Source organism: Sphingomonas olei (genome assembly GCF_045369765.1).
Lineage (GTDB): Bacteria > Pseudomonadota > Alphaproteobacteria > Sphingomonadales > Sphingomonadaceae > Sphingomonas > Sphingomonas panaciterrae.
Genome location: NZ_JBIQEU010000001.1, coordinates 402,363 through 424,885 on the forward strand (window position 1 = coordinate 402,363; position 22,523 = coordinate 424,885).

Annotated in this window: 19 protein-coding genes and 1 other annotated feature; of the genes, 13 read left to right on the forward strand and 6 right to left on the reverse strand. The window is 68.6% G+C overall.

Annotation, left to right across the window (positions count from 1 at the left end):
• The first annotated feature begins 49 nt into the window (after positions 1–49).
• The 9 genes from ACH0BU_RS02090 (at position 50) to ACH0BU_RS02130 (ending at position 7,921) form a co-directional block, all read left to right on the forward strand.
• Positions 50–802 carry a flagellar basal body rod protein FlgF gene (locus ACH0BU_RS02090; protein WP_046407769.1) on the forward strand — a complete coding sequence of 251 codons (753 nt, stop codon included), beginning with the start codon at positions 50–52 and terminating at the stop codon, positions 800–802.
• Positions 803–832: 30 nt separating this feature from the next.
• Positions 833–1,621 (forward strand): flagellar basal-body rod protein FlgG, encoded by a 789-nt coding sequence (gene flgG, locus ACH0BU_RS02095; RefSeq protein WP_296220256.1) that lies wholly within the window; start codon positions 833–835, stop codon positions 1,619–1,621.
• Positions 1,622–1,634: 13 nt separating this feature from the next.
• A complete protein-coding gene (locus tag ACH0BU_RS02100; RefSeq protein ID WP_500263659.1) occupies positions 1,635–2,321 on the forward strand; it encodes a flagellar basal body L-ring protein FlgH in 687 nt (228 codons plus the stop codon).
• A 5-nt stretch (positions 2,322–2,326) separates the two neighbouring features.
• A complete protein-coding gene (locus ACH0BU_RS02105) occupies positions 2,327–3,433 on the forward strand; it encodes a flagellar basal body P-ring protein FlgI (RefSeq protein WP_046407878.1) in 1,107 nt (368 codons plus the stop codon).
• Entirely contained in the window at positions 3,430–3,810 is a 381-nt protein-coding gene (locus ACH0BU_RS02110; protein WP_082102714.1) for a rod-binding protein, read from the forward strand. Before ACH0BU_RS02105 ends, ACH0BU_RS02110 begins: the two co-directional genes overlap by 4 nt.
• A gap of 14 nt (positions 3,811–3,824) precedes the next feature.
• Positions 3,825–5,162, forward strand: a complete 1,338-nt coding sequence (gene flgK, locus ACH0BU_RS02115; protein ID WP_296220248.1) for a flagellar hook-associated protein FlgK — start codon at positions 3,825–3,827, stop codon at positions 5,160–5,162.
• Positions 5,162–6,055, forward strand: coding sequence for a flagellin N-terminal helical domain-containing protein (locus tag ACH0BU_RS02120; RefSeq protein WP_296220243.1), 894 nt, complete (start codon positions 5,162–5,164; stop codon positions 6,053–6,055). Before flgK ends, ACH0BU_RS02120 begins: the two co-directional genes overlap by 1 nt.
• A 93-nt stretch (positions 6,056–6,148) precedes the next feature.
• A complete protein-coding gene (motA, locus tag ACH0BU_RS02125) occupies positions 6,149–7,012 on the forward strand; it encodes a flagellar motor stator protein MotA (protein ID WP_046407760.1) in 864 nt (287 codons plus the stop codon).
• Positions 7,013–7,015: 3 nt separating this feature from the next.
• Entirely contained in the window at positions 7,016–7,921 is a 906-nt protein-coding gene (locus ACH0BU_RS02130; RefSeq protein ID WP_296220239.1) for a flagellar motor protein MotB, read from the forward strand.
• A 69-nt stretch (positions 7,922–7,990) separates the two neighbouring features.
• Here ACH0BU_RS02130 and ACH0BU_RS02135 read toward each other — a convergent pair whose 3' ends face one another.
• From ACH0BU_RS02135 to ACH0BU_RS02150, 4 genes are all read right to left on the reverse strand, one after another.
• The gene (locus tag ACH0BU_RS02135) at positions 7,991–8,926 is read right to left on the reverse strand and encodes an isoaspartyl peptidase/L-asparaginase family protein (protein WP_500263685.1); all 936 of its coding nucleotides are present in this window, start codon (positions 8,924–8,926) and stop codon (positions 7,991–7,993) included.
• A gap of 79 nt (positions 8,927–9,005) precedes the next feature.
• Entirely contained in the window at positions 9,006–10,175 is a 1,170-nt protein-coding gene (locus ACH0BU_RS02140) for an acyltransferase family protein (RefSeq protein ID WP_314471598.1), read from the reverse strand.
• Between the two features lie 28 nt (positions 10,176–10,203).
• Positions 10,204–11,367: an acyltransferase family protein gene (locus ACH0BU_RS02145; RefSeq protein WP_314471596.1), complete on the reverse strand. Its 1,164-nt coding sequence runs from the start codon at positions 11,365–11,367 to the stop codon at positions 10,204–10,206.
• Positions 11,368–11,441: 74 nt separating this feature from the next.
• The gene (locus tag ACH0BU_RS02150) at positions 11,442–11,963 is read right to left on the reverse strand and encodes a DUF1993 domain-containing protein (protein ID WP_046407755.1); all 522 of its coding nucleotides are present in this window, start codon (positions 11,961–11,963) and stop codon (positions 11,442–11,444) included.
• A 71-nt stretch (positions 11,964–12,034) separates the two neighbouring features.
• Here ACH0BU_RS02150 and ispG point away from each other — a divergent pair, with 71 nt between their 5' ends.
• Positions 12,035–13,159 (forward strand): flavodoxin-dependent (E)-4-hydroxy-3-methylbut-2-enyl-diphosphate synthase, encoded by a 1,125-nt coding sequence (gene ispG, locus ACH0BU_RS02155; RefSeq protein ID WP_125944150.1) that lies wholly within the window; start codon positions 12,035–12,037, stop codon positions 13,157–13,159.
• Positions 13,160–13,219: 60 nt separating this feature from the next.
• On the opposite strand, the gene ACH0BU_RS02160 is transcribed toward ispG, so the two are convergent.
• The gene (locus tag ACH0BU_RS02160; protein ID WP_500263660.1) at positions 13,220–14,698 is read right to left on the reverse strand and encodes a SulP family inorganic anion transporter; all 1,479 of its coding nucleotides are present in this window, start codon (positions 14,696–14,698) and stop codon (positions 13,220–13,222) included.
• Between the two features lie 85 nt (positions 14,699–14,783).
• Positions 14,784–14,839 (reverse strand) — a sequence feature (sul1 is cis-regulatory element that is thought to sense ions involved in sulfur or methionine metabolism; They are found in Alphaproteobacteria).
• 194 nt (positions 14,840–15,033) lie between these two features.
• Here ACH0BU_RS02160 and ACH0BU_RS02165 point away from each other — a divergent pair.
• From ACH0BU_RS02165 to smc, 3 genes are read left to right on the forward strand one after another with little or no spacing between them, the layout of a single operon-like run.
• Entirely contained in the window at positions 15,034–16,257 is a 1,224-nt protein-coding gene (locus ACH0BU_RS02165; RefSeq protein WP_296220193.1) for an acetyl-CoA C-acetyltransferase, read from the forward strand.
• A complete protein-coding gene (locus tag ACH0BU_RS02170) occupies positions 16,257–17,852 on the forward strand; it encodes an acyl-CoA dehydrogenase family protein (protein WP_296220195.1) in 1,596 nt (531 codons plus the stop codon). Before ACH0BU_RS02165 ends, ACH0BU_RS02170 begins: the two co-directional genes overlap by 1 nt.
• A 46-nt stretch (positions 17,853–17,898) precedes the next feature.
• Positions 17,899–21,297, forward strand: coding sequence for a chromosome segregation protein SMC (smc, locus tag ACH0BU_RS02175; RefSeq protein ID WP_296220197.1), 3,399 nt, complete (start codon positions 17,899–17,901; stop codon positions 21,295–21,297).
• Here the strand turns inward: smc and ACH0BU_RS02180 are convergent.
• Complete coding sequence (locus ACH0BU_RS02180) at positions 21,239–22,480, reverse strand: glycosyltransferase family protein (protein WP_296220200.1); 1,242 nt, start codon at positions 22,478–22,480, stop codon at positions 21,239–21,241. The genes smc and ACH0BU_RS02180 overlap by 59 nt on opposite strands.
• Positions 22,481–22,523: the final 43 nt, after the last annotated feature.

Sequence of the window (22,523 nt, forward strand, 5' to 3'; positions counted from 1 at the left end):
TTCCGTCTGCGCTTCGGCGTGAACGGAACACCTTTGGATCGATCGAACCATGGACAAGCTGGTCTATACGGCGGCGACGGGCCTCAAGGCGCACATGGCGGCGCAGGCCGCCATCGCCAACAACATGGCAAACGCATCCACGACCGGCTTTCGTGCCGATCGCGTGGTGTTCGACCGGATCGAGCTGAAGGGCGGCGGCGCACGCTTCGATGCGCGCGCCCCGGCCGCGCAGGAAGTCACCGATGCCGACCGCAGCGTCGGCGCGATGATCCAGACGGGTCGCAATCTCGACGTGGCGCTGACCGATGCCGACACCTGGCTGACGGTACAGGCGCCCGACGGTACCGAAGCCTATACGCGCCGCGGGGACTTGACCGTCACTGCATCGGGCACGTTGCAGACGGGCGACGGTTACCTGGTGATGGGGTCGGGGGGCCCCATCACCATCCCGCCGTACAATTCGCTCTCGATCGGCTCGGACGGCTCGATCTCGATCGTGCCGCAGGGGGGCGCCGCCACCGACGTCACGGTCATCGACAAGCTGAAACTGGTGTCGGACCGCGGCTCGTCGACGGTGAAGGGCCTCGACAATCTGATGCACGTGCGCGGCGGCGGCGTGCTGCCGGAGAATATGGACGCCAAGATCGCGTCCGGCACGCTCGAACAAAGCAACGTCAACATGACCCAGGTCCTCGTCGACATGATCGAGAACCAGCGCAGCTACGAGGTCCAGGCGAACCTGCTGAAGGAAGCCAAGACCATGGACGAAGGCGCCGCCTCCGTCATGCGGATGCCCGGCTAAGCCCCGCGCGCGATTAGAAGGAATTAGACCATGACCACCGCCGCCATGCACATCGCGCGCACCGGGCTCGACGCTCAGGATACGCGCATGCGGGTGATCTCGAACAACCTCGCGAACGTGAATACCACCGGGTACAAGCGTGATCGCGCGGCGTTCGAGACGCTGAGCTATCAGGTGATCACCGCGCCGGGTGCGCAGTCGACCCAGGAAACGCGCTACGCCACGGGCCTCAATCTCGGCACCGGCGTGCGCGTGCAGAGCACCGCCCGCATCGATACGCAGGGCTCGCTCGCCACCACCGGCAACAGCCTCGACATGGCGCTGGACGGCGACGGCTATTTCCAGGTGCAGCTGCCCGGCGGACAGCTTGGCTACACTCGCGCCGGCAATTTCTCGCGCTCGCCCGAAGGCCTGCTGGTCACCAGCGAAGGCTATCAGGTGATGCCGGGCATCAACGTGCCCGAAAACGCCACCGCGATCACCATCGGCATGGACGGCACGGTGTCGGCGACGATCCCGGGCCAGGCGGAGGCATCGAACCTCGGGCAGATCCAGGTCGCCAGCTTCCCCAACACCGTCGGGCTCCAGTCGATCGGCGACAATTACCTCGTCGAAACCGCCGCATCGGGCACCGCCAACATGGGCGTTCCGGGCGAGGACGGCCGCGGGAAGATCCGCCAGGGCATGCTGGAGGCGAGCAACGTCAACGTCGTCGAGGAGCTGGTCGACATGATCGAGACTCAGCGCGCCTATGAGGTCAATTCCAAGATGATCTCGGCCACCGACGAAATGCTCAAATACGTCAATCAGAACATCTGAGGACTGACCGGCCATGACGTCGCGCACGCTCCCGCTCGCCACCGCATTCGGCACTTTGGCGCTTCTCGCCGCGCCTGCCCACGCCGGCCTGTTCGGCAAGAAGGCACCGGCAGAGGATTTCACCGCCGTCCACCCCCTGCCCGTCGCTTCGGCGCCGGCCCCGGCGACCGGCGCGATCTTCCAGGCGGCGGATGGCTATGCCGCGCTGCATGAGGGCTGGCGCGCACGCCGCGTCGGCGATCCGCTGACGATCGTCCTGGTGGAGCGGACCGCGGCGTCCAAGTCCTCGACCTCGAAGCTCGATTCGGGCGGCGGCTTCGGCATCACCCCGCCGACTACCGGCCCGCTGAACCTGTTCAACACGACCGACGCCAGCGTCAGCGGCAACCGCAATTTCGCCGGCACCGGCACCGCCGGCCAGGCCAATTCGCTCTCCGGCGAAATCTCGGTCACCGTGGCGCAGGTCTATCCCAACGGCACGATGCTGGTTCAGGGGCAGAAGCGCGTGACGCTCAATCGCGGCGACGAATTCATCCAGATCAAGGGGCTGGTGCGCACCGCCGACGTGGACCGCGACAATCGCGTGGCGTCGACCCGCGTCGCCGACGCCCAGATCGCCTACACCGGCAAGGGCGATGTCGCGCGCGCCGGGCGGCAGGGCTGGCTCAGCCGCTTCTTCCAGGTCGTGAGTCCCTTCTGATGACCATGTTCCGCACCCTCCTCGCCCTTCCTGCGCTGCTGATCGCGGCGCTGTGCGTCGCGGCGCCCGCTACCGCCGACCGGATCAAGGATCTCGGCGGCTTCCAGGGCATCCGCTCGAACCAGCTCACCGGCTATGGCGTCGTCGTCGGCCTGCCCGGCACGGGCGACGACAATCTCGAATATACCGTGCAGTCAATGAAGGCGGTCGCATCGCGCTTCGGCCTGCAACTGCCGCCCAATGCGAACCAGGGGCTGAAGAATGCCGCAGTGGTGATGATCACTGCCGAGCTGCCCGCCTTTGCCAAGCCCGGCCAGCGGATCGACATCACCGTCTCCTCAATGGGCAAGGCGAAGAGCTTGCGCGGCGGCAGCCTGATCATGGCACCATTGCTCGGCGCGGACGGACAGATCTACGCCATGGCGCAGGGCAATCTCGCGGTCGGCGGGCTTGGCGCGGAGGGCAAGGACGGCTCGCAGATCGTCGTCAACACGCCCTCCACCGGCCGTATCCCGGAGGGCGCCACCGTCGAGCGCGCGGTCGCCACCGGCTTTGCCGATTCACCCAATCTCACCTTCAATCTCCAGCGCGCCGATTTCACCACCGCGCAGAATGTCGCCGCGGCGATCAACCAGCGGCTCGGCTTCGGCGTGGCGCAGGCGGTCGATGCGGTGTCGGTCGCGGTGCGCGCGCCGGTCGGCGCCGACGTGCGCGCGACGCTCATGTCGACGATCGAGAATCTCGACGTCGTGTCGGCGGAGCCACCGGCCAAGGTCATCGTCAACGCCCGCTCGGGCACCGTCGTCATCAACTCCGCGGTCCGCGTCGGCCCCGCCGCCGTCACCCACGGCAAGCTCACCGTGCGGATCGACGAGAATCAGCGCATCAGCCAGCCCGCGCCCTTCAGCCAGGGCCAGACCGCGCGCGAACAGAAATCGGGTGTCGCGGTGGATGAGGAGCATCGCCCGATGTTCCTGCTCGCCCCCGGCCCGAAGCTCGCGGACATCGTCAAGGCAGTGAACGCGATCGGCGCCTCGCCGGCCGACCTCGTCGCCATCCTCGAGGCGCTGAAGGAAGCCGGCGCGCTCAAGGCGGAGTTGATCGTCCTGTGACCGGGCCCGTTCAGATCGGCCGCGTCTCCGGCACCACAGGCATCGACTCGGGCCTGAAGCGCGAGGCGTCCAGCGAAAACCTGAAGGCCGCGGGGCAGCAGTTCGAGGCGGTGTTCACCGGCATGATGCTGAAATCGATGCGCGCGGCGAAGCTTGCCGAGCCATTGTTCGACAGCCAGGCGATCGACACCTTCCGCGACATGCAGGACCAGAAAATGGTGCAGCAGATGGCGCAGCACACGCCGCTCGGCATCGGCAAGGCAATGACCGAATTCCTGTCGCGTGGCCTTTCGGCAACAAGCGCCGAAAATCAGAACGTCGGCCAAAAAGACGCGGAACCGGCGCCTGCGCTTCAACCGCCCCTTAACCACGACTGATCCACAAGGCCCGCGTGAGCGACCTTCTTTCCATCGGCGCATCGGGCGTCCGCGCGAATCAGACCGCCCTTGGCGTGGTGTCGGAGAACATCGCCAACGCCGGGGTCACGGGCTATTCGCGCCGGACGATCACGACGACGGAGATCAGCAGCGCGTCGGGCACGACGGGCCGCGCGACCGGCCACGGCGTCTTCGTCACTGGCGTCACCCGCGCCGCCGACCAGTTCAAGGCCGCCGCCGTGCGCACCGCCGGCGCCGATCTTGCCCGGACCGAGGCTGGCGGCGTGTGGATGGACCGGATCCAGTCGTCGCTGACCGGCGCCGGCCTGGAGGGCCGCCTCACCGCCTTCTTCAATGCCGCCAAAGGCGTCGCCGCCGATCCGACCGCCACCGCGCCGCGCGCGGTGATGCTGGAACAGGCCAGCGCTCTCGCCGCCTCCTTCACCGCCACTGGCGTCGCGCTCGCCAACGCCACGGCGGAACTGGACGCGACCGCCGATGGCGCCGTCGCCAATCTCAACAGCCTGGCGGCCGCGCTCGCCAAGGTGAATGACGGGCTGAGCCGGGTCACGCCCAACACCAACGCCGCCGTCAATCTCGCCGACCAGCGCGACGCCATCCTCGAACAGATGAGCGGCCTCGTCGACGTCACCGCCACCTATGACGCGGCCGGCCGCGCCACCGTGCGCGCCGGGGGCGGCGCGGGCACGACGCTGGTGAGCGGCAATCAGGTCGCGACCGTCAGCTACGCGCGCAACGCGCAAGGCACCGTCGCCTTTGCCGTCACCAATGGCGACACCGTGTCGGTGCTGGCCCCGCAGGGCGGCGCGCTCGGCGGAATAGCCGACGGGGCGCAGCGGATCGCAGGCGCGCGGATCGAGCTTTCCGAGCTCGCCACCCAGTTTGTCGCCGGCGTCAACGCGGTGCAGGCGGGCGGCCGCACGCTCGACAATGCCGCCGGTGCGCCGCTGTTCACCGTCGGCGACTCGCCCACCGACATCGCCATGACGATGACCGACCCGCGCGGGATCGCCGCGGCGGCACCGGATGAGGGGACGCGCGGCAACGCCAATCTCGCCGCGCTGGAGAATTTGCGCACCAGCGCGCGCTTCGAAGGCACGATCGGCAACATGGTCTCGACCAATGCCGCGGCGATCCAGGCGCGCGGTGTCGTCGCGGAGGCGCAGGGCGCGATCCACGACGGCGCGATTGCCGCGCGCGACGCGATCTCGGGTGTCGATCTCGATCGCGAGGCAGTCGACCTCCTCCGCTTCCAACAAGCGTATCAGGCGTCCAGCCGAGTCATCTCGATCGCCCGCGACACGTTCCAGACCTTGCTGGATATCCGCTGATGAGCGTCAATCTTTCCACCAACCTGTTCTACAACCGCTCGACCGCGTCGATGCAGAAATTGCAGGCGGACTTCGACCGGCTCAACGAACAGGTGGCGACCGGCAAGAAACTGCTCGCGCCCTCGGACGACAGCGTCGGCTACCAGCGGTTGCAGGTGATCAACCGCGCCAACGCCGATGGCACGCAGGACGCCGCCAATGTGAAGCTCGCCCAGGCGACGCTGCAACAGGCCGGCACCAACCTGTCCTCGATGACCGAGCGGCTGCAACGCGCCTCCGAACTGGTGATCCAGGGCCGCAATGGCACCAATTCGCCCGCCGCCAAGCAAGTGATCGCGACCGAGCTCGACAGCATCATGGAATCGATCGTCGCGCTGGCGAACGGCAAGGATGCCCGCGGCCTCCCGCTGTTCGGCGGCAAGGATGACGGCACCGCCGTCACGCCGGGCGCCGCCGGCGCGCTGACCTTTGCCGATGGCAAGGCGGCAGCGATCCCGATCGGCGACGGCCAGAGCGTCGAGGTGACGGTCAACGCACGCGAATTCCTTAGCGTCAAGGACGGCGACGACCTCGGCACCGCGATGGCGGCGATCATCGCCGCGCTGCGCGCCGACGAACCGATCCCCGACGGCGCGGTCGATACGCTCGCCGCGATCGGCGATCAGGTGACGGCGATGCAGACGTCGCTCGGCGCGCGCGAGGTGCGCATCGACCTGCAACTCGCGCAGCTGAAAACCAGCGCGGATGACCGCGAACTGGTGCGCGCCGATATCGAGGATGCCGATCCGACCGAAACGATCGTCCAGCTGCAAAAGACGATGACGATCCTGCAGGCGACTCAGGCGAGCTTCTCCAAGCTCTCCAGCCTGTCGCTCTTCGACTATCTGCGCTGACCCGCCCGCCCCTCACGAGCAATTTTTGCGGTAAAGAAATCGCCCGGCCGGTCGTTTGACAGATAGCACCTTATGTAGCGTCCGGGGATAAAGATGTTCGCCGCCATCGGCCTTGTTGTTCTTATCGCCATGGTCTTCGGCGGCTTTGCCTTCACGGGCGGTTCGCTGGGTCCGGTGCTCCACGCCCTGCCGCACGAAATGCTGATCATCGGCGGCGCCGCTGCCGGCGCGCTGATCATCGGCAATTCGGGCAAGGAGCTGAAGGCGATGGGCGGCGGCCTCGCCAAGGTGTTCAAGGGGCCCAAGTACAAGAAGCAGGATTATCTCGACGTCATCTTCCTCGTGTCGAAGCTGATGAAGATGCTGCGCATGGAAGGCCCGATCGCGCTGGAGCCGCATGTCGAGGATCCGAAGTCCTCCGCCATCTTCGCCGAATATCCGCGCCTGCTGGCCGATCACACGCTGGTCAATCTGGTCGCTGACACGCTGCGGCTGGTGGTCGTCTCCTCCGGCACGCTCGATGTCCATGCCGTCGAGGAGGTGATGGATAACGCCATCAAGACCCATCATCACGAGGTGGAAGGGCCGCACACCACGCTGACCTCGCTCGCCGACGCGCTTCCCGCGCTCGGCATCGTCGCCGCCGTGCTGGGCGTGGTGAAGACGATGGGCTCGATCGATCAGCCGCCGACCGTGCTCGGCGGCATGATCGGCTCCGCGCTGGTCGGCACGTTCCTCGGCGTGCTGCTCGCTTATGGCATCGTCAGCCCGCTCGCCTCGCGGCTGAAGCAGGTGATCGATGCCGATGCCGCGATCTATCACGTGGTGAAGCAGATCATCATCGCCTCGCTCCACGGCCACCCGCAGCCGCTGGTGATCGAGGCCGCCCGCTCGGGCATCGCGCACAGCAACCAGCCCGGCTTTGCCGAGGTGTTCGACGGCCTCCGGGGCAAGTAAGCCATGGCCGCGCGCGCACCCCATGGCAGCAACCAGCCGCCCAAGATCATCGTCAAGAAGATCTACGTCGAGGGTCACGGCGGCCATCACGGCGGCGCGTGGAAGGTCGCCTATGCCGATTTCGTGACCGCGATGATGGCGTTCTTCCTCCTGATGTGGCTGCTCGGCGCCACGACGGAGAAACAGCGCAAGGGTATCGCCGATTATTTCGCGCCGACCATCCTCAACACCAAGTCGCTCGGCATTGGCGGCAGCGGGCTCCTAGGGGGCGATTCCGTCACCACGACGGAAAAGACCGGGCCGCACGACGGCAATTCGCGCATGCCGATGATCGTTGCGCGTGCTGACGGCGCTGGCGGGCCGCAGATCGGCACCGGGGCCAAGGGCTCGCTGCGCAGCCGCCAGGCGATCGCGGAGGAGGACCGCCGGAATTTCTCCAAGCTGAAGCAGCAGGTGGAGAAGCAGCTGCGCGAGCGGCAGAATCTGGCGAAGCTCGCCAAGCACATCCGCTTCACCATGACGCCCAACGGCATGCGCATCGATCTGGTCGACGACGCCAATTATTCGATGTTCGCGCTCGGCACGACCGCGCTCGAAAGCGATGCGTCAGCGCTGATCGGCATGGTGGCGGAGGGGATCCGGGAAACGCAGAACCCGATCATGATCCGCGGCCATACCGACAGCCTGCCCTATGGCGATCCGCGCGCGATGAACAACTGGATGCTCGCCACCGGCCGCGCCGAGGCGACCCGCCGGCGGCTGGCACTCGGCGGGCTGCCGGAAAGCCGCTTCCACCGGATCGAGGGCGTCGCCGATCGCGAACCGATGATCACCGACAATCCGATGGACCCGCGCAATCGCAGGGTGGCGATCACCTTGCTCTACCGCGCCGGCTCGTTCGGCCAATAAGGTCGGCGGCCGCCCGCAGGCAGCCGCCGCTCCTCCTCGTGTCAGGGTTCGTCGCGGTAGATCGCGGCGTCAGGGCTCGTCGCGGTAGATCGCGACGGCTGGCGCGCTGCCCGCGCTCACCCGGCCGCGATACATGCCCGGCGTGTTGTAGCTCCAGGCGATCTCGCCCGACGGCGTGTTGACGATGACGCCGCCGTCGCCGCCCAGCGCCTGCACCTCGGCCATCACCGCATCGGCCGCCGCCTTGGGGCTGTCGCCCTTGAAGCGGATGCGCGCGCAGATCTCATGCGCCACGCCCTCACGGATGAAATATTCGCCGGCACCCGTCGCGGAAACGGCGCAGGCGCGATCGTCGGCATAGGTGCCCGCCCCGATCACCGGCGCGTCGCCGATCCGGCCCCACCGCTTGCCCGTCACGCCGCCGGTGGAGGTCGCCGCCGCGACATGGCCGTTGGCATCGCGCGCCACCGCGCCGACCGTGCCGTACTTGCGGTCGACGTCGATCGCCGACAGCTTCTTGGCCTTCAGCGTCTCCAGCTGCCGCCGCCGCTCGGGCGTCGCGAACCAGGCGGGATCGGCCTGTTCCAGCTTCTGCGCGCGCGAAAAGGCATCCGCCCCCGCGCCCGTTAGGAACACATGGTCGCTCTTTTCCATCACCGCGCGCGCCAGGCTCACCGGATGGCGCGTGGCGGTCACACCGGCCACCGCGCCGGCGGCACGGGTGCGCCCGTCCATCACCGCCGCGTCCAGCTCGTTGCGGCCCTCCCAGGTGAACACCGCGCCGCGCCCGGCGTTGAAATGCGGATCATCCTCCAGCACGTGGATCGCCGCCTCGACCGCGTCCAGCGCGCTGCCGCCCTTGTCGAGCACTGCCGATCCGGCGGCCAGCGCCTGCTTCAGCGCGGCGCGGATCGCCTTGTCCTGCTCGGGCGACAGCTTGTCACGCTCGATCACCCCGGCACCGCCATGGATCGCCAGCGACCAGCGCGGCGCCTCCTTCGCCATGGCAGGGGTGGCGAGCAGAGCGGCAAGAACGGGCAGCAACAGGCGCATGATGTTCCTTTTCGTCAGACAATTGGCGTGTTCAGACAATGGCAGGTCGGGGATCGGGAATGTCCGCGCGCGGGCGATGCAGGCGAAGGCCGATCAGCGGGCGAAGCCACGGTACGCGCCGCCCGCCGAGGTAAAAGGCCCAGCATCCCGCCACCGTCGCCGCCACCAGAATGACGAAGTCGAGCGTGAGCGGCAGGCCGGCGAGCAGCAGCCAATAAGCGACGACGACAATGATCGTCTGGTGGATGATGTAGAAGGGAAACACCGCCTCGGTCAGCATCGGCCGCCAGCGATGGTCGCGGTTCCAATAGGTCTCCGCCACGCCGATCAGCGCGGCGATCGTCATCCAGCCCTGCACCCCGCGCGCCAGGCTGAAGATCGTGCCGAACGGCCGCGGCGTCACCCGATAACCGGCAAAGACGATCTGGATCGTCGCCACGGTCAGGAACGCCAGCAGCGCCGCCAGCGCCGTCACCTTCCACCAGCGCGCAAAGGTGGCAAGCATCCGCTCGCTGCCGGCCATGGCGTATCCCAGCGCGAACATCGGGAAATAGGTCGCATGCGCCACCCAGTCGCCGATCATCTCATGCGTCTCGCGCGCACCGGGGAACAGCACGCCGCTCACCAGCATCAGCCAGGCCATCGGCAGGATCAGCGCGCCGACGCCGCCGAACAGCCGCTCGAACGCCCGCTGCGCCGCTTCCCGAACACCGCTCGGCGTGATCGCCAGCATCGCGGTAAAGGCCAGCGTATAGACCCACAGATAGGCAACGAACCAAAGGTGGTTCCACGTCGGCAGCGCGATGCCGTCGATCCGGCGAAACGCGAAATAATCGCCCGTCCAGAATGCCAGGAAGCCGCCCGACCAGCCATGCTGCGTCACCAGCTCGACCCACGGCTGCGGCGGCACGATCACCGCCATGCCGAAGGCGAGCGGGATCAGCAGCCGCGCGGTGCGGTTGCGCACGAACGGCCACGGCCCCGGATGCCGCACGAACAGCGCCCGGCTGGCATAGCCCGACACCAGGAACAGCAGCGACAGTCGCCACGGGTTGGACAGCATCATCGGCACCGTCACCCATTGTTCGGCGCCAAGCTTCGCGTGGAAGCCCCACGGCACGAACACCATGCCGATGTGATACAGGATCAGGATCGCGAACGCCCCGATCCGAAGCCAGTCGAGGCCGTAATGCCGCTGCATCGCCGGGGAACTAGCAGGGCGGATACCGCTAGGCCAGCCGCCGCGCTGGCCGGGGTGTCGCTGGCGCCAGGCCGATCAGCGGGCGCAGCCAGGGAATGTCGCGGCCGATCACGTAACAGGCGGCGCAGGCGGCGGCGGTCGCGCTCAGCAGGAAGACAAAGCCTGCGCCCGCGCTCATTCCCCACGCCGGGATCACCCACGCCAGGACGACCAGCACCGGGTGATGGATCAGATAGGCCGGGAACACCGCTTCCGCGAGCGGCCGGCGCAGCGGGTGATCGCGGTTGAGCATCCCGTCCCCCAGTCGCAGCAGCGCGATGATCACGCCCCACGCCATCGCCCGCCGCGCCGCGCGGTTCGCCGCCATCAGCGCGTGGCCCGGCACGTCCGTCCCCTGGTACTGCAGCTCGACCCCGACGACGACCAGCGAGCAAAGCCCGGCGATGACCAGCGCGCCCACCCAATGCTGCCTGATCGCGCGCCACAAGGCTAGCGATCCGCCCAGCGCGAAGCCGAACAGGAACAGCGGCAGATAGCCGACATGGCCCGACCAGTCGGTGGTCAGTCCGTGCGTCTCCGGCACGATGAACATCAACGCGACCTTCGCGCCGGCCAGCGCCAGCATCGGCGCCCAGATGATCCGCCGTCCCACCGCCAGCCACTCGAACCACGCCTGGATCCGCCCCGCGCCGACCCGCGCCAGCAGCAATGCGAGGACCATGGTATAGGCCCACAGATAGACGACGAACCACATATGCTCCCATTGCGGAAAGCCGCGGCCGTTCTGCGCCCAGGGGCGCCAGTAATCGTGCAGCCAGAACCTAGCGAGGCTATCGGCATCCCCCGCCAGTTGTGCCCGCACCCACAATTCGGGCGGCAACAAGACCAGCATGGCGAAGGCCAGCGGCACCAGCAGGCGAAGGCTGCGCTGATGCGCGAACACACCGATGCTGGGCATGCGCGCGATCAGCCGCCGCGTCGCAAACCCTGCGACCACGAACAGCAACGGGATCCGCCACGGCGTTAGCAGCGCCATCGGCACGATCAGCGACGGGAACGTCTCGGGCCATTTCACCACCCACGGCCAGGGCGCGAACACCATCGCCACATGATAGATGATCAGCAGCCCGAACGCGCCGATGCGCAACCAGTCGATTCCATAATGGCGCGCAACCGGCGCAACGTCGTCCATGGCGCGGCGCTATAGCGCCCGCGGATTGTTTCGAAACGTTGCTGGAGATCAGTCCCGCGCGATGGCCGCACGCTTCACCGCTTGATGCGCAGCGCCCCCAGGAAATCGCGCTTGCCGATCTTCATCCCCTGCGCGCGCAGGATCCCGTAGGCCGTCGTCGCGTGGAAATAGAAATTGGGCTGCGCGAAGGACAGCAGGAACTGCGCGCCGGTGAACGGCATGCGCAGCTCACCCATCGAAAACTGCGTGTCGCGGTCCGCCAGCGCGTCGAACTCGGCCCGGTTGACCGCCTCCAGCGCGGCGATCGCGCCCTGGATCCGCTCGTGCAGGCCGGCGAAGTCGGTCGGCCACGGCGCCATGCTGGGCGAGAAATTGCCCCCGCGCACGCCCTCGATCCCGCCGATCGAATGTTCCGCGACCGATTTCACCTGATAGCCGAACGGCAGCATGTCGGGCGCGAGGCGCGCGTCGATCAGCTCGGCGGCGGTCATCCCCTTCTCGGCCGCGAACGCTTCCGCCTTGTCCAGCAGGCGGTCGATCGCGCCCAGGATCTGGATGTTCGACGGGATCACCGCGTCGTACAGCGAAAGTGTCATCGTCCTGCCCCACGTTTCGTTTATGTGTTGGAGGCGCTATATCGATGCCAAAGCCGATAGGAAGCCCTTCGATGTCCCTACGCCCCTGGCGCGATATTCACCGCCGCGCGAGCCGCCAGATCATGGTCGGCAACGTGCCCGTCGGCGGCGACGCGCCCGTCACCGTGCAGACGATGACCAACACGCCGACTGACGATGCGCGCGCGACGATCGACCAGATCCGTCGCTGCGAGGATGCCGGCGTCGACATCATCCGCGTCAGCTGCCCGGACGTCGAATCCACCGCCGCGTTGAAGCAGATCGTGCGCGCCGCGCGCGTGCCGATCGTCGCCGACATCCATTTCCACTATAAGCGCGCGCTCGAGGCGGCCGACGCCGGCGCCGCGTGCCTGCGCATCAACCCGGGCAACATCGGCTCGGCCGATCGCGTCAACGAAGTCGTCAACGCGGCCAAGGCGAACGGCTGCGCGATCCGCATCGGCGTCAACGCCGGCAGCCTGGAAAAGGACCTGCTCGAAAAATACGGCGAGCCCTGCCCCGAGGCGCTGGTCGAGTCCGCGCTCGACCATATCAAGCTGCTGCAGGACCGCGATTTCCACGACTTCAAGGTCGCGGTAAAGGCGTCCGACGTGTTCCTCGCCGTCGCCGCGTACCAGCAGCTCGCCGAGGCGGTCGATTGCCCACTTCACCTTGGCATCACCGAAGCGGGCGGCTTCGTCGGCGGCACGGTGAAGAGCGCGATCGGCATCGGCTCGCTCCTCTGGTACGGCATCGGCGACACGATCCGCGTCTCGCTCTCGGCCGAACCCGAAGAGGAAGTGCGCGTCGGGTTCGAGATCCTGAAATCGCTCGGCATCCGCAACCGCGGCGTCCGCGTGGTCAGCTGCCCCAGCTGCGCGCGCCAGGGCTTTGACGTCATCCGCACCGTGCAGACGCTGGAGGAACGCCTCCAGCACATCCGCACCCCCATGTCGCTCTCCGTGCTTGGCTGCGTCGTCAACGGCCCGGGCGAGGCGCGCGAAACTGACATCGGCCTCACCGGCGGCGGCAATGGCAAGCACATGGTGTACCTCTCGGGCGTCACCGACCATGTCGTCCAGGACGAGGGCATGATCGACCACATCGTCCGCCTGGTCGAGGCGAAGGCCGCCGAGCTGGAGGCCGCCAGCGACGCCGCCAAGGTGGCGGCAGAGTAGAACTCTCGCAATCCAGCCGTCACGTCATGCCGGGCCTGTCCCGGCACGACGTGTCAGGCCTCAATGCGGCACGGCGCCTAGCTCGACGCCGGTCTTGTCGTGCAACGCGAAGCGGTCGATCAGATCGGCGCTCGCGCGATTATAGCCGACCACCTCGACCACCGACCCGTCGCGCCGCAGCCGCGCGACGATCTTGTCCAGCGCGCCCACCCCCGAAATGTCCCAGAAATGTGTCGCCGACACATCGATCGTCACCGCGCGTCCCGCCTCGGGCGCAAAGGCGCGGGTGAAGCGATCGACCGAGGCGAAGAATATCTCGCCGCTCACCCGGTACAGCACCCGCTCGCCCTCCGTCTCGCGCACAACGGCGAACATCCGCCGCACCTTGCCCGCGAAGAAGATGCCCGACAGCAGCACGCCGGCCAGCACGCCCTGCGCCAAGTCATGCGTGGCCACCACCACTGCCACCGTCACCAGCATCACCGCCGATGACGTAGGCGGATGGCGGCGCAGGTTCGGGATCGAATTCCAGCTGAACGTGCCGATCGACACCATGATCATCACCGCGACCAGCGCCGGCATCGGGATCTGCCCCACGATCGGGCCGAGCATTGTCAGCAGGAACAGCAGGAACGCGCCGGCGATAAAGGTCGACAGCCGCTTGCGCCCGCCCGACGTCACGTTGATCACCGACTGGCCGATCATCGCGCAGCCACCCATGCCACCGACCAGCGCCGCGACCATGTTGGCGCCGCCCTGCCCCATACACTCGCGCCGCTTGTCGCTGTCGCTATCGGTCATGTCGTCGACGATCTGTGCGGTCAGCAAGGATTCCAGCAGCCCCACCGCCGCCATGGTCAGCGAAAACGGCAGGATGATGCGCAACGTCTCGAGCGTCAGCGGCACGTCGGGCAGCGCAAGGCTAGGCAGCCCCTCGGGCAGCCGCCCCATCTCGCCCACCGTACGCACCGGCAGGCTCATCGCGATGCTGACGATCGCCAGTATGATGATCGCCACCAAGGGCGACGGCACCGCCTTCGTCACCCGCGGCAGCAGGTAGATGATCGCCAGCCCCGCGGCGATCATCGCATAGGTGTGCCAGCTGACGCCGATCAGCTGCGGCACCTGCGCCATGAAGATCAGGATCGCCAGCGCATTGACGAACCCGGTGATGACCGATCGCGAGACGAACTGCATCAGAAGGTCGAGCCGCAGCAGCCCCGCGGCGATCTGGATCACCCCCATCAGGATGGTCGCGGCAAAAAGGTAGTTCACGCCATGGTCGCGCACCAGCGGCGTCACCACCACGGCGACTGCGGCGGTGGCGGCGGAGATCATGCCGGGACGCCCGCCCAGCAGCGAGATGACGATGGCGATCACGACGGAGGCATACAGGCCCACGCTGGGATCGACCCCGGCGATGATCGAAAAGCCGATCGCCTCGGGGATCAGCGCCAGCGCCACGACGATGCCGGCCAGTGCCTCGCGCCGCACGTCGCCGGCACCAGCGAACCATTCAGTTCGGAAACGGGAAAGCATGAAAAGGGGAAACCTGTTCGTTGAACGCAACACAGAACGCCGCGCGCACGACAAGGCAGGCGGCAGGAAAAATGACATCTGTGCAGGTTGCCCGGCGGATCAGCGGCCGGGATAGCCACCCGGGCTTTCACCGGGTCCTTGCGAATGCGCCGGCCATAGCGTTGCCGATGCGCCCGGCGCAAGACGCCCCTTTCCGCTCCCCGCCGCGGCATTCAACGGGCTGAAAAGCGGTCCATGTGGTTGAAACCGGACCGGCCATCCGATAGGCGCAGACACAGTAAGGAGAGCGCCCGGACACCTGCCGTCGCATCTCCGTTTTTGACAGGAGTTGCCCCATGTCCGCCAGCACCGGCCTGCGCCGCGCCGCCATCGTCGCCCCGATCCGCACCGCCGTCGGAAAGTTCGGCGGCAGCCTCTCCTCGCTCACCGCGGGCCAGCTTGGCGCGACGATCCTGAAGGCGCTGATGGAGCGCACCAAGATCGATCCTGCCCGCGTCGACGACGTCGTGTTCGCGCAAGGGTACGGCAATGGCGAGGCGCCCGCGATCGGCCACTGGGCATGGCTGGCCGCCGGCCTGCCGATCGAGGTGCCGGGCTATCAGCTCGACCGTCGCTGCGGCTCGGGGCTTCAGGCCGTGATCGACGCCGCGATGATGGTGCAAACCGGCGTCAGCGACGTGGTCGTCGCCGGCGGCTGCGAAAGCATGTCCAACGTCGAACATTACACCACCGACATCCGCAAGGGCGTGCGCTCGGGCAACCTCACGATCCACGACCGCCTCACCCGCGGCCGCCTGATGTCGCAGCCGGTCGAACGCTTCGGCGTCATCAGCGGCATGATCGAGACCGCCGAGAATCTCGCCAAGGATTACGACATCAGCCGCGAGGAGGCTGACGCCTATGCCGTCCGCTCGCACCAGCGCGCCACCGCCGCCTGGGAAAAGGGCCTGTTCGCCGACGAGCTCGTCCCCGTCTCGGTGCCGCAGAAGAAGGGCGAGCCCGTGGTGTTCGACCACGACGAGGGCTATCGCCCCGACGCCACGCTGGAGACGCTTGGGCGTCTGCGCCCGATCGAGGGCGGCGTCGTCACCGCCGGCAACGCCAGCCAGCAGAATGACGCCGCAGCCGCCTGCCTCGTCGTGGCGGAGGACAAGTTGGAGGAACTGGGGCTTGAGCCGATCGCCTGGTTCCACAGCTGGGCCGCGGCCGGCTGCGACCCCTCGCGCATGGGCATCGGCCCGGTCCCGGCGGTCGAGCGGCTGTTCGCCCGCAACGGCCTCTCCTGGTCCGACATCGACCTCGTCGAGCTGAACGAGGCGTTCGCGCCGCAGGTGCTCGCCGTGCTCAAGGGCTGGGGTTGGAGCCAGGACGACAGCCGCAACGAAATCCTCAACGTCAACGGCTCGGGCATTTCGCTCGGCCACCCGATTGGCGCCACCGGCGGCCGAATCCTCGCCAATCTGACCCGCGAACTCGTCCGCCGTGACGGCCGCTATGGTCTGGAGACGATGTGCATCGGCGGCGGCCAGGGCATCGCCGCGGTCTTCGAGCGCGCATAATGCTGGGGGAGGCACTGGCGGCGGCGCAACGCTATCGCGACGACGCCCGTGCCGCCCTCGCGGCCCGGCTGGACGCCGCGCCGATCGACACCGAGCAGCGCGCGGCGCACGGCTTCGCCTGGGTCGCCACTACCGTCGCCGCGCTGGAGGCGGTGGCCGACTGGGCGGACCGCAACTCAGGGGACGTCAACGCCCTCGTCGCCCGCCTCGCCGTTCAGGAGAGCATCGCTCAGCTCGTCGGTGGCCTGCCGATGGGCCAGAACGAACTGTTCCGCCCCGCCGACCTCGGCCTCGCCGCCCCGGCGCGCACGCTCGCAACCGCCTGCGCCGACCTCCTCGATCATGACGCCGCCGCCGATCGCCGCGCCTTGGTCGATCGCCTCGCCGCCGGCGAATGGCCCAGCGAGACGCTCCACGATGCCGAGCTGGACGCGATCCGCGACCAGTTCCGCCGCTTCACCGATGCCGAGATCCTGCCCCACGCCCACGGCTGGCATCTCGCCAACGATCTGATCCCCGACGTCACCGTCGCCAAGATGGCGCAGCTCGGCACGTTCGGCGTCTGCATCCCCGAGAATTACGGCGGCCTTGGCCTGTCGAAGCTCGTCATGTGCATCGTCACCGAGGAGCTGTCGCGCGGGTGGATCGGCGCCGGCTCGCTCGGCACCCGCTCCGAAATCGCCGGCGAACTGATCGCGGGCTCGGGCACCGAGGCGCAAAAGGCCGAATGGTTGCCCCGCATCGCCAGCGGCGAGGTGCTGCCCACCGCCGTCTTCACCGAACCCGATGTCGGCAGCGACCTCGGCTCGCTTCAGACCCGCGCGCGCCGCGCCGCCACTGAGGGGGATGGCGACGGCTGGCGCATCGACGGCGCAAAGACCTGGATCACCCACGCCAGCCGCTCCGACCTCATGACCCTGCTCGCCCGCACGCTGCCGGACGCGAAGGGTTACGCCGGCCTCTCGATGCTGCTCGTCCCCAAGCCGCGCGGCACCGAGGGCGATCCCTTCCCTGCGCCGGGCATGTCGGGCAGCGAAATCGAGGTGCTCGGCTATCGCGGGATGCGCGAATATGCGCTCTCCTTCGACGGCATGTCCGCCCCCGCCGACGCCCTGCTGGGCGGCGAGGAAGGCCAGGGCTTCAAGCAGCTGATGCGCACCTTCGAGGGCGCCCGGATCCAGACCGCCGCGCGCGCCGTCGGCGTCGCCCGCCGCGCGCTCGAACTCGGCCTGTCCTACGCGGTCGATCGCCAGCAGTTCGGCCGCGCGATCATCCACTTCCCGCGCGTCGCCGACAAACTGGCGATGAGCCTCGTCGATCTCATCGCCGCGCGCGAGCTCACCTATGCCGCCGCCCGCGCGAAGGATTCGGGCAAGCGCTGCGATATCGAGGCCGGCATGGCGAAGCTGCTCGCCGCCCGCGCCGCGTGGAGCAATGCCGATGCCGCGCTCCAGATTCACGGCGGCAACGGCTATGCGCTCGAATTCGAGATCAGCCGCATCCTGTGCGACGCGCGCATCCTCAACATCTTCGAGGGCGCGGCGGAAATCCAGGCGCAGGTGATCGCGCGCGGGCTGATCGCACAGCGCAACTGACGCCCCCTTGCGCAACGCCCGCTGATCGCGCCAAGACTGCGCGACTGTGCAGATCAAGCGGCTGCGCCTTTCCGGCTTCAAAAGCTTCGTCGATCCGGCCGATCTCAGGATCGAGCCGGGGCTGACCGGCGTCGTCGGCCCCAACGGCTGCGGCAAGTCCAATTTGCTCGAAGCGCTGCGCTGGACGATGGGCGAGAATAGCGCAAAGTCGATGCGCGGCGCCGGCATGGAAGACGTGATCTTCGCCGGCACCGCCACCCGCCCCCCGCGCGACTTCGCCGAAGTCTCCCTCCTCGCCGAAGTGAACGGCGACGAGACCGAAATCGTCCGCCGCATCGAACGCGGCGCAGGCAGCGCCTATCGCATCGACGGCAAGGACGTACGTGCCAAGGACGTGTCGCTGCTGTTCGCCGACGCGGCGACCGGCGCCCACTCCCCCGCACTCGTCAGCCAGGGCCGGATCAGCGCGGTCATCGCCGCCAAGCCCACCGACCGCCGCGCCATGCTGGAGGAAGCCGCCGGCATCGCGGGCCTCCACGTCCGCCGCCGCGACGCCGAACAGAAATTGCGCGCGACCGAGGCCAATCTGTTGCGCCTCGACGAAGTCATCGCCGATCAGGAAGCCCGCGCGGCCGCGCTCCGTCGCCAGGCACGCCAGGCGGAAAAATACCGCCTCCTCTCCACCCAGATCCGCGTCGCCGAAGCCCGCATGATCTTCGCCCGCTGGCGCGGAGCTGCCGCCGCCGCCGATCTGGCCAGGGCAGAGGCGATCGCGGCCGAGGCGCGGGTGACGCAGGCCAATATTCTCCAGCAGCAGGCCGCCACCGCACAGGCGCAGGCCACCGAAACGCTCGCCGCCGCCCGCACCGCCGCGCTGGCCGCCCGCGACCACAGCGGAGAAATCGCGCATCAACTCGCCGGGCTGCGCGCCGAGGAACAGGCTGTAAGTCGCCGCCTCGCTGACCTTGCACAGGCCGCCGCGCGCATCGCCGACGACCGCCGCCGCGAAGGCGCGCTCGCCCATGACGCGGCCGAGGCGCTCGCCCGGCTCGATAGCGAGCGAAAGGCACTGGAAACCGCCATCGCCAATGCCGCCACCGACCTCCCCATCCGGGAGGCCGCACTGGCGGACGCCGAACGCCTCGCCCGTGATGCCGAGGTCGCGCTCGCCCAGGCACTCGCCCGCCAGGCCGCCGAAGCCGCCGACGCGCGCGTCGCCCATGCCGCCGCCGCCGCCGCACGCACCCGCCTCGACCGCGCCGAGCGGGAAGTGGCACAAATCGCGCAGCAGCTCGCCGCGCTCGGTGACGCCGCCCCGCTGGAGCGCGATCGCGATACCGCCGCCGCGACGCTCGCAGCCGCCCTTCACCAAGCCGAAGCAGCCCGCACCGCGCAGGCCGACGCCGAGGTCGCCGAACGCGCAGCCCTGAGCGCGCGCGACGCAGCACAGGCCACCCGCGCCGCCGCCCGCGCCGATCTCGCCGCGCTCGACAGCGAGGCCGCCGCGCTCCGCCGCGCGACCGAGCGCAAGGGCCGCGACCGCCTGCTCGATCACGTCCGCGCCGCCCCCGGCTACGAACGCGCCCTTGCCGCAGCATTGGGCGACGACCTCGAAATCGGCCTCGACCAGCAAGCCGATACTTATTGGTCAGATGCGGCGGCCGACCCCACGACGCCCCCGGCGGCCGCTGCCGACCGCCTGATCCACCACGTCACCGCCCCCGCGCGCCTCAGCCCCCGCCTCGCGCACATCATCGTCCTCGACACGGACGATCAGCGCCCGCTCGCCCCCGGCGAACGCCTCGTCACCCGCACCGGCCAGCTCCGCCGCTGGGACGGCTATGTCGCCCGGCAAAGCGGCGCCGCCGCGGCCGAGCGGCTCGAACGCCTGAACCGCCTTGCCGCGATCGACGCAGCGCTCCCCGCCGCCCGCGATCGCGTGCAGGCCGCCGAGGCCGATCTCGCCCGTGAGGAAGCGACGATCACCGCCGCCCGCACCGCGGCGCGCACCGCGCGCGAGCAGCTCGCCCGCGCCGATGCCACCGCCCGAGACGCTCGCACCCGGCAGGATCGCGCCACCGCCCAGCTCGAACGGCTTGCGGGCCTGCGCACCGATTTCGACGCCCGCGCGGCGCGAACCGCCGCCGAGCGCGACGACGCCGCGCGCGACCACGCGACCGCCGCCACGGCGCTCACGGCGCTGCCCGATACCAGCGCCACCGCCGCCACCGTCACGTCGCTTCAGCGCGAGGCCGAGCACCGCCGCACCGCCGTCGCCGAAGCACGCGCCGCCCGCGCCGCCACCGAGCGCGCTGGGGAGGACGCCCGCACCCGCCTCGCCGCCGCTCAGGCCGATGTGAAAAGCTGGCGCGCCCGTGCCGGCGACGCTGCGCGACGGATCGCCGACATGGGCAAGCGCGAGGCGGAGATCGCCGCTGAAACCGCCACCATCGCCGCGCGCCCGGACGAACTCGCCGCCGCCATCGCCGACACCGCCGCCGCGCATGACGCCGCGCGTCGAACAGCCGAGGAACTGGCCGCTGCCGAACGCAACGCCGAGAGCGAGCTTCGCCAGAGCGAGGAGACCGCCCGCCGCGCCGGCGAAACGCTATCGGAGGCACGCGAGGCCCGCGCCGGCGCCGCCGCGCGCGCCGAAAGCCAGGAGCTTCGCCGCGTCGAGCTCGGCCGCGTTGCTGGCGAACGCTTCGAATGTCCCGCCCCCGTCCTTCCCGAAAAGGTCGGCTTCGACAGCGCCGAGGTCCGCTCGCCACAGGACGAGGCCGCCGCACACGACAAGCTCGTCCGCGATCGCGAGCGGATCGGCCCGGTCAATCTCGTCGCCGAGCAGGAACTGGCAGAGCTTGAGGCGGGCGCCAGCGGCAATGCCGCGGAGCGCGAGGAGCTTGGTCAGGCCGTGAACCGCCTGCGCGGCTCGATCGGCACGCTCAATCGCGAAGGCCGCCAGCGCCTGCTCGCCGCGTTCGAGGCAGTGAACGGCCATTTCCGCCGCCTCTTCACGACGCTGTTCAACGGCGGCCAGGCACATCTCGAGCTGGTCGATTCGGACGATCCGCTCGAGGCCGGGCTGGAAATCATGGCCCAGCCGCCCGGTAAGCGGCTCCAGTCGCTGACGCTTCTGTCCGGCGGCGAACAGGCGCTGACCGCGGTCGCGCTCATCTTCGGCCTGTTCCTCACCAATCCCGCGCCGATCTGCGTCCTCGACGAAGTCGACGCCCCGCTCGACGACGCCAATATCGAACGCTTCTGCGACCTGCTCGATCGGATGAGCCGCGAGACGCAGACGCGCTACCTCATCGTCACCCACAATGCCGTCACGATGAGCCGAATGCACCGCCTGTTCGGCGTCACCATGATCGAGCGCGGCGTCAGCCGATTGGTGTCGGTCGACCTTCAGGCTGCGGAGACGTTGCTGGCGGCAGAATAAGCAGCCACGCCGGCGCCGGGCTGCGCACCGCATCCACGATGATCCACAGCATCGCCGCCGCACGAAACGCCGCCGCAACGGCAATATGCCCCTGCGTCACCCCCATGCCGGCCCCGCCGGGCGAGGCGAAGAACCAGAACTCCGCCCAATACGCCGCCAGATCGCCGAGCACGAACCAGGCGACCGGCCACAGCTTGCGCGAAGTGATAAGCAGGAAGGGATAGAGCCACAGGTCGAACTGCGGCGAATAGACCTTGTTGGTCAGCAGGAACCAGGCAAGCACCGAGGTGAACAGCGCCCAGAGCGCGTCACTATGCCGCCGCCATCCGAGCAGCACGATCGCCGCTGCGCCGCCGGCAAAGGCAACGAACGACCACAGGTTGCGCGTCTCGGTATCGCTCACCCACCAGCCCTGCGCGCCCATGATCTCCCACACCGCCGCCGCGGTCCCGCCACGCTCGCGGCTGAAGGTGTAGAATTCGCTCCAATGGTCGAACGCCCGCCAGGCGACCGGCGCGTTGAACATCGCCCAGAACATGATGGCCACGACCGTCAATATCGCGGCCGATCTGATCCGCTCCCGCCATGCTTTGCCTCCGGGCAACAGCGCCTGGAGGCCGATCAGTGGCAGCAGCAGAACGGGGAAAAGCTTCGCCGCCGTCCCGATCGCCGCCAGCGCCGCCGCGCTCAGCGCCTCCCCCCGCCGCGCAGCCAGGAACGCCGCCACCGCCAGCGCAACGGCCAGCATGTCCCAATTATGCCCCAGGTACAGCACCAGCAGCGGCGCCCCCGCCCACCACCAGCGCCGCACCGCTGGCACCCCCGCGCGCTCCATCATCCGCAGCACGGCAAAGGCCAGCACAGCGTTGACCAAGGCCACCACAAGCAGGAAATCGGCCGCATCTGCCCGCGCCCCACCGATCACGCGCGCAATCAAGCCTTCCAGCCAGATCAGCGCCCCCGTCAGCACCGGATACTCCATCCGCGCCTCGACATAGGGGATCTGCCCCGCCGCAACGCCGCGCAGCCCCCAGAAGGGCACCGCATCCGAATAACAGCCGGTGATGTACTGCTCATCGCCGATCCATGAGGCGCCGCAATGCGCCTTGAACCACCAGCCCGCGACGCAGGTGGCGAGCAGCAGCAGGTAGGGGCCGAAGCTGTTCAGGCGACGCGAATGCATGATCCCGCGGTAGCCGGCGATTGCGCCAGCGTCGATCGTTGGT